The 13,991-nt window shown below is 61.3% G+C and carries 14 protein-coding genes; 7 read left to right on the forward strand and 7 right to left on the reverse strand.

What is annotated here, in order from left to right; translation table 11 throughout:
* Window positions 1-216 precede the first annotated feature (216 nt).
* Window positions 217-1,314, forward strand: coding sequence for a calcium:cation antiporter (locus tag CO657_RS13975; protein ID WP_054182594.1), 1,098 nt, complete (start codon window positions 217-219; stop codon window positions 1,312-1,314).
* A 72-nt stretch (window positions 1,315-1,386) separates the two neighbouring features.
* Here the strand turns inward: CO657_RS13975 and CO657_RS13980 are convergent, their stop codons facing one another.
* The 5 genes from CO657_RS13980 to CO657_RS14000 all read right to left on the reverse strand — a co-directional run bounded on the left by CO657_RS13980 (window position 1,387) and on the right by CO657_RS14000 (window position 5,336).
* Complete coding sequence (locus tag CO657_RS13980; protein WP_003593119.1) at window positions 1,387-2,256, reverse strand: hypothetical protein; 870 nt, start codon at window positions 2,254-2,256, stop codon at window positions 1,387-1,389.
* Window positions 2,257-2,291: 35 nt separating this feature from the next.
* On the reverse strand, window positions 2,292-3,197 hold the full coding sequence (locus CO657_RS13985; protein WP_012558474.1) for a glycosyltransferase family 8 protein: 906 nt from the start codon (window positions 3,195-3,197) through the stop codon (window positions 2,292-2,294).
* A gap of 186 nt (window positions 3,198-3,383) precedes the next feature.
* The gene (locus CO657_RS13990; RefSeq protein WP_054182593.1) at window positions 3,384-3,770 is read right to left on the reverse strand and encodes a type II toxin-antitoxin system VapC family toxin; all 387 of its coding nucleotides are present in this window, start codon (window positions 3,768-3,770) and stop codon (window positions 3,384-3,386) included.
* A 2-nt stretch (window positions 3,771-3,772) separates the two neighbouring features.
* Window positions 3,773-4,033 (reverse strand): type II toxin-antitoxin system Phd/YefM family antitoxin, encoded by a 261-nt coding sequence (locus CO657_RS13995; protein ID WP_011652922.1) that lies wholly within the window; start codon window positions 4,031-4,033, stop codon window positions 3,773-3,775.
* A 100-nt stretch (window positions 4,034-4,133) separates the two neighbouring features.
* Window positions 4,134-5,336 (reverse strand): pyridoxal phosphate-dependent aminotransferase, encoded by a 1,203-nt coding sequence (locus tag CO657_RS14000; RefSeq protein ID WP_054182592.1) that lies wholly within the window; start codon window positions 5,334-5,336, stop codon window positions 4,134-4,136.
* 580 nt (window positions 5,337-5,916) lie between these two features.
* Here CO657_RS14000 and CO657_RS14005 point away from each other — a divergent pair.
* The 3 genes from CO657_RS14005 (at window position 5,917) to CO657_RS14015 (ending at window position 10,275) form a co-directional block, all read left to right on the forward strand.
* Window positions 5,917-8,301: a marine proteobacterial sortase target protein gene (locus tag CO657_RS14005; protein ID WP_054182591.1), complete on the forward strand. Its 2,385-nt coding sequence runs from the start codon at window positions 5,917-5,919 to the stop codon at window positions 8,299-8,301.
* Window positions 8,291-9,010 (forward strand): class GN sortase, encoded by a 720-nt coding sequence (locus tag CO657_RS14010; RefSeq protein WP_003593108.1) that lies wholly within the window; start codon window positions 8,291-8,293, stop codon window positions 9,008-9,010. The genes CO657_RS14005 and CO657_RS14010 overlap by 11 nt, the downstream gene beginning before the upstream one ends.
* Before the next feature lie 125 nt (window positions 9,011-9,135).
* Window positions 9,136-10,275 carry a PQQ-dependent sugar dehydrogenase gene (locus CO657_RS14015; RefSeq protein ID WP_054182590.1) on the forward strand — a complete coding sequence of 380 codons (1,140 nt, stop codon included), beginning with the start codon at window positions 9,136-9,138 and terminating at the stop codon, window positions 10,273-10,275.
* A 4-nt stretch (window positions 10,276-10,279) separates the two neighbouring features.
* On the opposite strand, the gene CO657_RS14020 is transcribed toward CO657_RS14015, so the two are convergent.
* Window positions 10,280-10,753, reverse strand: coding sequence for a hypothetical protein (locus tag CO657_RS14020; protein WP_054182589.1), 474 nt, complete (start codon window positions 10,751-10,753; stop codon window positions 10,280-10,282).
* Between the two features lie 91 nt (window positions 10,754-10,844).
* On the opposite strand from CO657_RS14020, the gene CO657_RS14025 reads away from it, so the two are divergent.
* The 3 genes from CO657_RS14025 to CO657_RS14035 all read left to right on the forward strand — a co-directional run bounded on the left by CO657_RS14025 (window position 10,845) and on the right by CO657_RS14035 (window position 13,048).
* Window positions 10,845-11,735 carry a DMT family transporter gene (locus CO657_RS14025; protein ID WP_054182588.1) on the forward strand — a complete coding sequence of 297 codons (891 nt, stop codon included), beginning with the start codon at window positions 10,845-10,847 and terminating at the stop codon, window positions 11,733-11,735.
* A gap of 487 nt (window positions 11,736-12,222) precedes the next feature.
* On the forward strand, window positions 12,223-12,438 hold the full coding sequence (locus CO657_RS14030; RefSeq protein ID WP_003561293.1) for a cold-shock protein: 216 nt from the start codon (window positions 12,223-12,225) through the stop codon (window positions 12,436-12,438).
* 148 nt (window positions 12,439-12,586) lie between these two features.
* The gene (locus CO657_RS14035) at window positions 12,587-13,048 is read left to right on the forward strand and encodes a BA14K family protein (RefSeq protein ID WP_054182748.1); all 462 of its coding nucleotides are present in this window, start codon (window positions 12,587-12,589) and stop codon (window positions 13,046-13,048) included.
* Between the two features lie 62 nt (window positions 13,049-13,110).
* Here the strand turns inward: CO657_RS14035 and CO657_RS14040 are convergent, their stop codons facing one another.
* Window positions 13,111-13,983, reverse strand: coding sequence for an oxidoreductase (locus CO657_RS14040; protein ID WP_054182587.1), 873 nt, complete (start codon window positions 13,981-13,983; stop codon window positions 13,111-13,113).
* Between the last annotated feature and the right edge of the window lie 8 nt (window positions 13,984-13,991).

A 13,991-nucleotide genomic window follows, 5' to 3' on the forward strand; every position in this document is an offset into this window, starting at 1 on the left:
TCTTCTTGTTGCGCATTCGCACGCTTCCGGACAGGATCCGGATCATCGCGGCCGCTTGACAAGAATTCGAGGACGCCGCGATCTGCTTTCCGGCCCCGATGACGTTCAGTATTCCATTAAACGCCAAAGACTGCAAATGGCACCAGACCGCGGCTTTCTTGATATGCGAAATCAGTGACTTAGATAAAACGCATGAATCGGGACAGGAGCTGAAACTTGGCGATTGCATCACGCTTAAAAGAAGAGAAGTTTCTGGTCGCCGCACTTGCCGTTGCAGCGATCGCCTATCTCTTGGAACACACGGTGATCGAGATGGGACGCGGCGTCGCGCTGATCGCCGCCGCCGCCCTGGTCGGCACCATCGTTCTCGCCTCGATCCGCGTTGCCCATCACGCCGAACTGCTCGCCGTCAAGGTCGGCGACCCCTATGGCACGATGATCCTGACGCTGGCGGCTGTTGCCGTGGAGGTCATCATCCTCGCCATCATGATGAGCGGAGAGAGTTCGCCGACACTGGTGCGCGACACGATCTATTCGGCCCTGATGCTCGATATCAACGGCATACTGGGTCTCGCCGCCCTGCTCGGCGGCCTGAAGCACGGCGAACAGCCCTACAACGACAATTCGGGCAAGACCTACGGCGTGATGATCCTCACCGCCATGGGCATCTCGATGATCGTGCCGGAATTCGTGCCCGGCGACAAATGGCACTATTATTCCGCCTTCACCATCGTCGCGATGATTGCGCTCTACGGCCTCTTCCTGCGCATGCAGGTCGGCCAGCACAGCTATTTTTTCAGCTACAGCTACCCGCGCTCCGAACGGAAGAAGGGGGCTCCGGACGCGCACGGCGCTGACGAGCCGGCCGCGATATCGATCGCCACCATTCTCGTCGGCGTCGTCATCATCGGCCTGCTGGCCGAGTTCATGTCGGCCTTGATGACCGAGGGTCTGCGCGACAGCGGCGCGCCGATCGCCGTCACCGCCGTCGTCGTCGCGGCGATTTCAGCTGCCCCCGAGATCCTGACCGCCTTGAAGGCGGCCCTCAAGAACCGCATGCAGGCGACCGTCAACATAGCCATGGGCGCCTCACTCTCGACCGTGATCCTGACGGTGCCAGTCATGGAGGCGATCGCGCTCTATACCGGCCAACCCTTCATCATGGCGATGACCCCGGTGCAGACGGTGATGGTGACGATTACGCTGATTGCCGCAGCGATCAACCTCAATGACGGCGAGACCAACGCCATCGAAGGCATGACGCACTTCATCCTCTTTGCCACTTTCGTCATGCTGACGGCGCTGGGGCTTTGAAGATGGCGCTGCTTTCGATCTCGAAAGGAGTTCTCTCGGCAGGTCACGCCCGGTGGCGGGAGCCTGCGACAGTCATTCTTTCGATTTTTCCAGGAAGCGCTCTTTACGGGTTTTCGGTTTGAAACGGCGGAAGAAGTTTTCGACGGCGCGGATGGATTTGGTAACGGACATCAGCCTGTCGATCTGGCTGTTTGCATTGTGAAGCCGCTCGGACAGGACTTCGGCCGCCGTCATCGCTATTTCGACCGGCGGCACCTGGGGAAAGCGTTTGGCGAGCGCCGCATAGGGGCTGGCATCGACGCCGCCCATCATCGAGATCGTACCCATCCTGGCGAAGAGACGCAGGAAGATTTGCTCGAACGTCCAATCGTGCACGTCGAAGACCTTCCACTTCTCGCTTCTCTTTGCCGAAAAGCCGGCAAGCAGGATCTTGCCCGGCAGCTGCAGGTCGGCAAGCCAGAGCGCCATCGCAAAGCCGCTCGTCGCGATCTTGCCTGTTGGATAGAGATCTCCGATCATTTGCGTCAGATCGAGATGGCGGGTGCCGGTGCCATCGAAGCGGCTCTCCTCGCTGAAGTTCTCCTCGGGCGAGACGCGGATGTTGACCACACCCAGAAAATCATCGCCGGCAAAGAAGCGCAGGACATCCGCCACCTCGCGCCGGTGGACGATATTGGCACCCATCACGCCGCTGCGGGCAACCAGCACTGCATGTCCGGTGAAGGATTCGTCGAGCACCTTGTAGACATTGTTGAAGAAGACGTAGAGCGTTGTCTCCGGCAGCTCGCTTCGCAGCCGCTCGAAATCGACCGCTTCGCTGTTTGCCACCAGCACGATGTGGGAATAGCGCGACAGCAGCGCCTTCCACGCTTCCGGCGTCAGGAAATTGAAGCCGCTATCGGCGGCGGCTAACCTCTGCGTATCACTGGGGATCGATTCCATATCGGCTCACATGCACTTTCCAAGGACGCGCCTTGCTAGCTGTTGCTGAAATAGGCGCGCATCCGTGCAAGCCGCGCCAGCCCGCCGATCTGCTTTCCTACATGCGAGAAGAATCCACCGATCCGGCCCGCAGCCGACGGCTGCCTGCAAAAGGAGGCCCAGGGCGTGTTCCGGAGATCCTCGACATACTGCCTGGCCATCCGCCGATGCACCCAGGGAACGGTCGCCTGCCACGGTTTCTTGCGGCCGGTAAAGTGAAAGATGGCCGGCCGATCGACGAAAGGTAAAAGCCCCGTCTGCGTGTTCCAGCGCGGATCGAGCACCAGCCAGTCGCCGTCGAAACTGACGTTTAGCGCATCCTGGTCGTTATTTTCGAAAAGATGCGACCGCTCCTCGAAGATTTCCCGGGTTCTGGCGAAAAGCCCCTTCGCCCGGCAGGCCGACCAGTCGAACAGCAGCACGCCGGCATTGAAATAGCGTCCGCCCTCGCCCATGCCAATCTTGCGCTGCCGTGCTCCGGCTTTCTCTGGGAAGGCCATGACATAATCGTCGACCGCAGCAAGCGCCTTGCCTCGGAGATCCCTGGTGAAGAGTTCGTCGACGGGCGCTACCGCGAGCACGTCGGCGTCGAGGTAAAGCAGGCGCTCGATATGATCGGGAATATGCAGATCCATGTAGAGCCGCGCCAGTGTCGCCCCCGACCAGCGGCCCCGGGCCTGCTTTGCCGTATCCGGGGTATTATAGGGCAGCACAGTGATCGCCATGTCGTGCAGCTTCGCGAAATTGCCGACCTCGGCGATCTCGTTCGGCTTGAGGTCGATGCCGAGAAGCAGGAACTCCACGCCAGGACCGTCGAGATTGCGCTTGACGGATAGCAGCGTGCAGCAGGCAGCCGGCAGCATGTTGACGTCAGAACATACGATGACGGCACTACTCTGCAAAATCCGGCCTCCCGAAGCGGCAACTTGAACTTGATGCCGGATATCTAGTTGGTTTGAAGGCTGCCCGCAACCTGAGATCACCCGCGCTACCGACGCTCCCCGTCACGATTTGAATCGGAATTCAACGACTTGCGAGCCAAAGCGGAATCAATGCCGCAAGATCTTGAATCGGGATGTCAGCCTGATTCAGAGTCGCAGCGCCAGGGGATGATCGACGAGCAATCGATCGACCGTCGCGAGCTGCAAGCCCTCGACCTTGCATTGCGCCAGCAGCAGGCGATCGAAGGGATCGCGCGTCTCCGGCTCTGGGTCGGCGGCGGTGACGACGTGCGGGACATCGACGGACAGGATCGTCAGCCCGACTTCCCGCAGATAGATGGGAATGGTCTCCAGAGGCAATCCCGGCTGCAATTTGCCAAGCCTCGTCTTGATGGCAACTTCCCAGAGACTGGCGACGCTGACGAAGCCACCAGCGGCATTGTCGGAAAGCAGTTGCTCGACACGCGGAAAACGTTCCGCCAGTTTCCTCTGCGCAATGGCGATCACCATGTGCGTGTCAAGCAGCACCCGCATGGTCACGGCAGCGGCTTCAAAAGGAAATCTTCCGGCAAAGGATCGTCGAAGTCGTCGGCGATGTACATCTCCGTCCTCGTGATGCCCTTGGAACGGAGATAGGCCTCGCCAGCTTCCAGGTTCAAACCGCCGCGTTTCTGATGCGGTACAAGATCGAAGACCGGGCGGCCGTTGCGCGTCACGACAATGGTCTCGCCTTCCTCGACCTCGCGGGCAAGCTCGGTCAGGCGGTTCTTCGCGTCACGGATCGAAACGGTCTTCATGCCACAAATGTAGCTACATGCAGCCACATCGTCAACGTCGCCGCAAGCAAAAAGGCCTGACGTCGCCGGCAGGCCTTCGATCGATACTATCGCAGTCCGCTTACTTGCAGGCGGCGCAGAAACGCTGAATGCGGCGGCAGGCTTCCTCCAGAAGATCTTCCGAGGTCGCATAGGAGATGCGGAAATTCGGGCCGAGGCCGAAGGCCGAGCCGTGAACGACAGCGACGCCTTCCGATTCCAGAAGCTCGGAAACGAAATCCTCATCCGTCTCGATGACCTTGCCGGAGGGTGCGGTTTTGCCGATCAAGCCCTTGCAGGAGGGATAGACGTAGAAGGCGCCTTCCGGCACCGGGCAGACGATGCCCTTGGCCTGGTTCAGCATGGAAACGACGAGATCGCGGCGGCCTTCGAAGATCTTCTTGTTCGCCGGAATGAAGTCCTGCGTGCCGTTCAGTGCCTCGACGGCCGCCCACTGGGCAATCGACGTCGCGCCCGAGGTCTGCTGACCCTGGATCATGTCCATGGCCTTGATGAGCTGGATCGGGCCTGCGGCATAGCCGATACGCCAGCCGGTCATCGCATAGGCCTTGGAGACGCCGTTCATCGTCAGTGTGCGGTCGTAGAGCTTCGGCTCGACTTCGACAGGCGTGACGAACTTGAAGTCGCCATAGGTCAGGTGCTCGTACATGTCGTCGGTCAGCACCCAGACATGCGGATGCCTCATCAGCACATCCGTCAATGCCTTCAGCTCGTCCTGCGTATAGGCCGCACCCGTCGGGTTGGACGGGGAGTTGAAGATGAACCACTTGGTCTTCGGCGTGATCGCCTTTTCCAAATCGGCAGCCTGGAGCTTGAAATTATGCTCCTGGGTCGCGGAAACGAAAACCGGCGTGCCGCCGCACAGCGCCACCATCTCGGGATAGGAAACCCAGTAAGGCGCCGGGACAACGACTTCGTCGCCGGGGTTCAGCGTCGCCATGAAGGCGTTGAACAGGATCTGCTTGCCACCGGTGCCGACGATTGTCTGCTCCCAGGAATATTCCAACCCGTTCTCGCGCTTGAACTTGGCGGCGATCGCCTTGCGCAGTTCGGGAATGCCGGAAACCGGCGTGTATTTGGTCTCGCCGCGGTTGATCGCGTCGATGGCGGCCTTCTTGATATTTTCGGGCGTATCGAAATCCGGCTCACCCGCACCGAGGCCAATGACGTCACGTCCTTTTGCTTTCAGCTCGCGCGCTTTCTGGGAAACGGCGATGGTGGCTGAAGGCTTCACACGGGAAAGAGCATCGGCAAGGAAGGCCATGATATCGGTCCTAATGGTTGAAACGGGCAGAAAAGCCGCGACCGGAGTTCTGCGGTTAGCTCTATGTCCAATGTATGACGGCATTTCAAGCGCAAAGGCGTGATGGGGGCAATGATTCTTATTGATCCTTTTGCCGCACCGGCCGCCCCAGCTTGCCGGCAGCTTCGGACAGTCTTGCTACGCGCAGTTGAAGGGCTCGGCGCAACTCTTGCACCAAGATCTGAGACCATCGGGGTTCTCCGTTTCCTCGAAGCCAGTCGCCACCATGTCGAGGCGATTAGGATCGCCGGCATCTGCCGCGACCCGACCTTCGCCATCATGCCGATCAGCAAGGGTTGTTGTCACTAACGACAGCGGCGGACGGTCGGTGACGTCTCGACAGCATCCGGCACATTCGCGGTAGCGACGATCGCGTTTTTTCCTCACCTATGTCTTTTGAAATCAGACAGATCGCCGGATTTCGTCATCGCCACGAATAAGCCGCAACAAATGCCGGGCCGCGCCGTAATTCGGTCGCGAGCGCGCCGAGATCGAAGCCGCATCATTGCCTCATCCAAAATTGGTTATTGAGGGTATGCCAATGTTTCTGGAAGACGAATATGCCATGGGGCGCATACGTGCGCGCCGGATTTCCATTTCATTTCTTGTCGCCGCCACCGCCTTTGTCGCCTGTGTCACGGCAATGCTGGGGCTTGCCTCCGCCGCTCGCGCCGACACGCAGCAGGCGTCCAACCAGCTTGCAGCACTGGTGCGGCCGAACGACGTCAACAGCGGCTCGCTGCTGTTTCCTTCAAAGGAGCCGGGCTTCTACGTCGAAGCGCCGCGGCTGAAGAGCGACGTCGCGATCGACGTCTCCGGCCCGATCGCCAGGGTGAAGGTGACGCAGCGTTTCCATAACCCGAGCAAGGGCTGGGTCGAGGGCACCTACGTCTTCCCGCTGCCGGACAATTCCGCCGTCGATGCGCTGAAGATGCAGATCGGCGAACGCTTCATCGAAGGCCAGATCAAGCCGCGCCAGGAAGCCCGCGAGATCTACGAGCAGGCCAAGGCCGAGGGCAAGAAGACGGCGCTGCTCGAACAGCAGCGGCCGAACATCTTCACCAATCAGGTCGCCAATATCGGCCCCGGCGAAGAGATTGTCGTGCAGATCGAATATCAGCAGACGGTCCACCAGTCGGGCGGCGAGTTCTCGCTGCGCTTCCCGATGGTCGTCGCCCCGCGCTACAATCCGGCGCCGATCGTCCAGACCGTCGAGTTCAACAACGGCGCCGGTTTCGCCACGCCGCGCGATCCGTTGGAAAACCGTGAGAAGATCGAAGCGCCGGCGCTCGATCCGCGCGACAATGCCAAGATCAACCCGGTTTCGCTGACCGTCGACCTCAAGGCCGGTTTCCCGCTCGGCGAGGTCAAATCCTCCTTTCACGAGGTCGATATCCGTCAGGACGGCGACCAGGAGAGAACGATCAGCCTCAAGGGGGACGCCGTCCCCGCCGACAAGGATTTCGAGCTCACCTGGCAGGCCGCGCCCGGCAAGCTGCCTAGCGCCGGCCTCTTCCGCGAAGTGAAGGATGGTAAGACCTATCTGCTCGCCTTCGTCACTCCGCCGACTGCGCCGGATGCGGCAGCGCCGCCAGCCAAACGTGAAGTGGTCTTCGTCATCGACAATTCCGGCTCCATGTCGGGGCCGTCGATCGAGCAGGCAAAGCAGAGCCTGGCGCTTGCCATTTCCAGGCTGAATCCCGACGACCGCTTCAACGTCATCCGTTTCGACGACACGATGACCGACTATTTTAAGGGCCTAGTCGCTGCCACCCCTGATAATCGCGAAAAAGCGATCGCCTATGTCAGGGGCCTGACCGCCGACGGTGGCACCGAAATGCTGCCCGCGCTCGAGGATGCGCTGCGCAATCAGGGACCGGTTGCAACCGGCGCGCTGCGGCAGGTCGTGTTCCTGACTGATGGTGCGATCGGCAACGAACAGCAGCTCTTCCAGGAAATCACCGCAAACCGCGGCGATGCCCGCGTTTTCACCGTCGGCATCGGCTCGGCCCCGAACACCTATTTCATGACCAAGGCCGCCGAAATCGGCCGTGGCACCTTCACCCAGATCGGCTCGACCGATCAGGTGGCAAGCCGCATGGGCGAGCTTTTCGCCAAGCTGCAGAACCCCGCCATGACCGATATCGCCGCAAATTTCGAAGGCATCGCTGCCGAGGATATCACGCCCAATCCGGTGCCGGACCTTTATAGCGGCGAGCCCGTCGTGCTGACCGCGGAACTGCCGGGGGATAAGCCCGCCGGCAAGCTTGAAATCATCGGCAAGACGGGCGACCAGCCCTGGCGCGTCCAAATGGATATCGCCAATGCCGCCGACGGCAACGGCATCTCCAAGCTCTGGGCGCGGCGCAAGATCGATGATTTCGAAGCCCGCGCCTATGAGCGTCAGGATCCGGCCGGGCTCGACAAGGATATCGAGACGGTGGCGCTCGCCCACCATCTCGTCTCCCGTCTCACCAGCCTGGTCGCCGTCGACGTCACGCCGTCGCGGCCGGCAAACGAGCCGCTCGGCTCGGCGAAGCTGCCGCTGAACCTGCCTGAGGGTTGGGATTTCGATAAGGTCTTCGGCGAAAACGTTGTTTCTCCCGGCGGCGGAGAACGTCATGGGGCAGCCACCCCTGCAGGAAACGCCGCGCCGCATCAGGCCGTGGCCGAAACACCGGATCTCGCCGCATCGCCTGAGCTCGCCAACATGATGGCCGCAGCCCCGACCGCCAAGGCCGCCACCCTCATCGCGCAGAAGAGCTCGACCGTGAACCTGCCGCAGACGGCGACGCGCGCCGACGAGCAGATCATCCGCGGGCTGACCATGCTGCTCCTGGCGCTGACGGCGGCAAGCGGGCTGGCCGTCTGGCGCCGGCGCATCAAGCGGTTGATCGCGGTGGGAGCCAAGCCAAATGGTCTCTAGGCTCTCAGCAAGCCGGAACGAGGAAGCGGCCGAATTCGAGCCGCTTCCGACCTATCTGGAACTCGCCATGGCCGCCGCCACGGCCCACGACAGGCCCAAGGTGCGCCAGAGGAGAGGTTTCTTCCTCTGGCGTCTTTCCTCGATCGAAAAAGCGATCGCCGTCGCCATCGCCGGCCTTGCCCTTTATGGCTTGGCGCTGATCGGCGACGGCTTCCTGCTGAAGGCGAAGGCGGAGCTCTCGCAGATCCTGCTGAAACGCGCCTTCGCCGCGGAACTGAAGGGCGAGGAGACAAAACCCTGGCCCTGGGCGGATTTCACCACGGAGGCCAAAGTGCGCGCACCGCGCCTCGGCAAGGAGGCGATCGTGCTCTCCGGCGCCTCCGGCGAAGCCCTCGCCTTCGGCCCGGCCTGGCTTACCGATACGCCGCAGCCCGGCGAGCAAGGCACCTCGGTGATCGCCGCTCATCGCGACACGCATTTCCGCTGGCTGCAATATGTAAAACCCGGCGATATGATCGAGGTCACCCGCCGTGACGGCAAACTATTGACCTTCAAGGCCGGCGAAGGCCGCATCGCCCCATGGGATGCCAGCGGCATCGACCCCTCCTCCAACGGCCGCCGCCTGGTGCTGACCACCTGCTGGCCCTTCGATGCGACCGAACGCGGGCCGCTACGCTACATCCTCGAGGCCGAACTGGTCGACGGGTAGAGCGTCTTTTGAATCCACGCATCCGTTCAACCAGCAAACACAAAGCCGTTATATCAGGTCGCATGAGGGTTGAAGCTCTCCCCCGCCCGCTCCACCTTCAGCGTGAGAGACGACGGGAAAACAAGATGAGAATATCCGCCTTTCATTTCGCCGCAGCGCTGGTTCTGCTCGGCGCCGCATCCGCCGATGCGGCCGAGACCGTCAATACGCAGGATCTTGCGATCCGTGTCGACAAGCTCGCTGACGGCCTCGAACATCCCTGGGCGGTCGAGGTGTTGCCCGATGGCGCCTACCTCGTCACCGAGCGGCCGGGCCGCATGCGCATCATCCGCGACGGCAAGGTCTCCAGCCCGATCGACGGCGTGCCCAAGGTCAGCGCCCGTGGCCAGGGCGGCCTGATGGATGTGGCGCTGGCTCCGGACTTTGCGACGTCGAGAAAGCTCTATTTCACCGCCGCCATCGCCAATGGACAGGGTTCCGGCACCGAGGCCTTCAGCGCCACGCTTTCCGCCGACGAAAAGGCTCTCAATGCCGTGACGCCTGTATTCACCATGCAGCGCTTCACCTCTGGCAATATCCAGTACGGCTCGCGCATCGCCATTGCGCATGATGGTTCGCTGTTCATCAGCGTCGGCGACCGCGGCGACCGCGACCGCTCGCAGGACTGGCGGGACGATGCCGGCTCGATCATCCACGTCAATGCCGATGGCAGCGTCCCGGCCGACAATCCGTTCAAGGACGGCGGCAAAGCGCTGCCGGAAATCTGGTCGAAAGGCCACCGCAACCCACAGGGTATCACCTTCGATAGCAAGGACGGCAAGCTTTATACCGTCGAGCACGGCGCCCGCGGCGGCGACGAGATCAATCAGCCCGAGGCGGGCAAGAATTACGGCTGGCCGATCATCACCTACGGCCGCGATTATTCCGGCGCCGAGATCGGAGAAGGCACAGCGAAGAAGGGACTGGAACAGCCGCTGCATTACTGGGATCCGTCGATTGCGCCCGGTGCGCTCGCTGTCTATCGCGGCGCGATGTTTCCGGAATGGGACGGCAATTTCATCGTCGCGGCGCTGAAGTTCCAGCTGCTATCGCGCATGCAGCGCGACGAAAGCGGCGCCTTCGTCGCCGAGGAGCGGCTGTTCGAGGGAGAATACGGCCGCATTCGCGATGTCATCATCGCGCCCGACGGCGCACTGCTGATGGTGACCGACGTGGATAACGGCGCGCTGTTCAGGGTTTCACGCGCTGAGGCCAATAACGGCTGAAAGATCACAAGGCCCCGCGCAGCTCCTTGCGGAGGACGAATTTCAGCCCGGACCAGATCTCATCGACGGCGCAGACCTTGACGTCGACAAGACCTGTGGGAAGCAGGATCTCCCGCAGCACATCCTCGGTGACATCGGTCGGCACCCGCGAACTCTTTTTCGGCCAAGAGATCCAGAGCATGCCGTCCGGTTTGAGAACGCCGAAGAATTTAACCGCGACAGCCTCTAGCGCTGCCCGTTCGGTCACAAACAGATGCACGTAGTCGAACGCCCGCCGAGGCGTCTGCGGCAGCGCAAGGGCGACCGAGGCAAAACCATCGAAACCGTGGATGTCGCCAATCGTGTCGGGAACGCCGAGAAGAGCAGCCGCCTGCCCGCGCCCAAGGCCGAGCTTGCTGGCGAGCGGCTTGCCAGAATAGCCGGCCGTCCCGGACGTCGCAGCCGTATTGCCGGCCTGTCGGCTTTCTTCCTGTCCCATCTGTCATCTCCGCCGATAGAAGTCTTGGCCCTTGCCTGGAGGAAACGCAACTGCTAAGCGCCCGGGCGCACCCTTCCCCATCGAGGACGACATGACGCGCGCTCAGGCGAACCTCCTGCTATTGTTCGCAGCTGCCATCTGGGGTGGCGGCTTCGTTGCCCAGTCGACGGCGATGAAGGCGATCGGACCCTTCTGGTTCATCGCCCTGCGTTTTGCCGTCGCCACATTGGCCGTGCTGCCCTTCGTCCTTCTGGAAGCGCGCAAAGCCAAGGCGAAGACAAGCGCCCGCCATGCGAAACTCTATATCCTCACCGGCCTTGCCCTTTTCAGCGGCGCAGCCACACAGCAGGTCGGGCTGCAGACGACGACGGTGACGAATTCCAGCTTCATCACCGGTCTCTATGTGGTCTTCGTGCCGCTGATCGCCGTGTTCTTCCTGCGCCGTGCCCCGCATTGGATCATCTGGCCGGGCGCGCTGATGGCCGTCGCCGGCATCTATCTCCTCTCCGGCGGTCATCTCTCGGCCCTCACATCAGGCGATCTCCTGACAGTCGCCTGCGCCATCTTCTGGGCAATCCAGATCACCCTCGCCGGCACGACCGTTTCTGCGACCGGAAGGCCGCTCGCACTCTCGGCCACGCAATTCGCCGTCACCGCGACCTGCGCGCTCGCGATTGCCGCAGCCTTTGAACCGATCACCCAGTCGGCAATATGGGCCGCAGGACCTCAGATTCTCTATGTCGGCATATTCTCCTCGGGCCTGGCCTTCGTGCTGCAGGTGATCGCCCAGCGTTACACAACGCCCTCGCAGGCCGCGATCTTCCTCTCCTCCGAAGCGCTTTTCGGCTCGTCGCTTGCGGCCCTTCTGCTCGACGAGACGATGCCGGCGACGGGTTATGCAGGTTGCGCGCTCCTGTTTATCGCTATGCTTGTGGTCGAACTCGTGCCCGGATTTGCCCGGCGACGCTTGCCAGCCGTCTGAACACGCGTCCAAATATGGACGGTTGGCGAATCCGAAAAAAAATTAACGAGAGCGACAAGACGCGTTCACGTTGCATTTTTGGGAAAATCTGCTCGAAACTTATATTGCAGACGATATAAAACGTTAATCATTCCCTATCGGCGAAGGAAATTTTGCGTTTTTGCGCAAATTGGATATCCGGGCAGGTGTGCCTCGAACGACACGGCAAAAAACTTTTACTTGCCAAAATTCGTTTAACGCAGCACTCTCAGCGCGTTCGGGCATTTTGCGAGCATGGGAAGTCCTAAAGTATTTGCGCGCCGGGAACGCCAATTATCCCGGTCAGCCGGTTCCGATTATGGCGGGCGAAAGTCCTGTCTGGAGCAGGCCGAGGTAGAGGGGACCTTTTTCTCACATTTCAAGAATTGCCTGCCAACGCCTCCCGCAAGGAGGCAATGCTATGATGCTGCCCGTGTGGATGGCGGGCAGAGAGAAAAGGACCTGACGCATGGCAGAGACTGGCACTGTAAAATTCTTCAATACCGACAAAGGCTTCGGCTTCATCAAGCCGGACCGGGGCGGCGCCGATATCTTCGTTCACATTTCTGCCGTTCAAGCCTCCGGGCTGGCCGGCCTGACGGAAAATCAGAAGGTAAGCTTCGACACGGAGCCGGATCGCCGCGGCAAGGGCCCAAAGGCCGTCAATCTGCAGATTGCGGGCTGAACCCTTAACAAGGCTGTCGAATTTCGAGTTGAAGCCCGGCAGCAATGCCGGGTTTTGTCGTTCAGCCTTCGTTCAGCTACCAATCTCTACTACTGTCATCATCGAGAAAGGAACCGGCGTTCGGTTCCCGGGATTGGGATTTATGCTTATGAACAGGCTCGCCAAAACTCTTCTGCTGACGGCAACGGCTGCTGCGCTTACCCTTTCTGCCATCGGCGAGGCATCGGCCCGCGACCGCCATTGGCGCCATCATGACAACAACGACGCGCTCGTCGGCGGCGCAGTCGGCCTTGCCACCGGCCTGATCGTCGGCTCGGCCATCGCCAATGCCAATAACGGCCCTGTTTACGACGAGCCTCGCTACATCGACCCGCCCTACGAACCCGGATATTATGAGCCGGCTCCGGTCTATCGCGCCCCGCGCCGCGTCTATGTCGAGCAGCCGCAATATGTCGAACAGCCGCGCTACTATGCGCCGGTCCGCGCGGCAGTGGAGCCCTGGTCGCCACAATGGGAGCGTTACTGCTCCTATCGCTACCGCTCCTTCGATCCGCGCAGCGGCACCTATATCGGCAGTGACGGCCGCAGCCACTTCTGCACCGCCGGCTGATCGCTCAACAATCCCAGATACCAAGCGCCGCTCATCAGCGGCGCTTTTGTTTTTAGAACCTTTCATCCAGCTTTCTTTTCCCATGGCATCGGCCCCACCTCGGCATCCGGCTCGAAATCCGTCGAGACGCTGACTGCGCGCCATTCCCGATCCGCTTCGATACGCGCGGCATCCGCCTTCTCGACATTGCGTACAGCATCGCTGCCAAGCAGCAGCCGGAGCGGTGGCGCATTGAGGTCGGCGATATGGATAACGATGGCCGCCGCCTTGGCAGGATCTCCGGGCTGGCGACCATTATACTCCCGCTGGAAACGCACGGTGGCGCCGACCGTCTCGGCATAGTCCGCCCGCCCCTCGGCAAGCACAGTCGAGGCGCCGGCGAAATCGGTTCTGAAGCCGCCTGGCTCGATCACCGTCACCTTTATCCCGAACGGTGCGACCTCTTTCGCCAGCACTTCGGAAAAACCCTCGACTCCGAATTTCGCCGCCGAATAGGCGCCGCGTCCCGCAGGCCCAATCCGGCCGCCGACGGATGAGAATTGAATGATATGCCCCGCTCCCTGCCCGCGCATCAGGGCAATGACCGCCTTGGTCATGATGATCGTGCCGAACAGGTTGGCCTCGATCTGTGCCCGGAAATCGGCAAGGCTGGTATCTTCGATAGAGGAGACATTGCCGTAGCCGGCATTGTTGACGAGCACGTCGATGCGCCCGAACCGCTTCACGCCAGCCTCGACCGCCGCGGCTGCCGCCGTCTCGTCGGTCACATCAAGCGCGATCGTCAGCACCTGGCCGCCATACCGCTCGGAGAGATCAGCAAGCCGGGCGGGATCGCGCGCCGTCGCCACCAGATTGTCGCCGGAGGCCAAAACCGCCTCCGCCAGCGCCCGGCCGAGACCGCGCGAACTTCCTGTAATCAACCAGACCCTGGACATCGGAAACC

Source organism: Rhizobium acidisoli, from assembly GCF_002531755.2.
GTDB classification, from domain to species: domain Bacteria; phylum Pseudomonadota; class Alphaproteobacteria; order Rhizobiales; family Rhizobiaceae; genus Rhizobium; species Rhizobium acidisoli.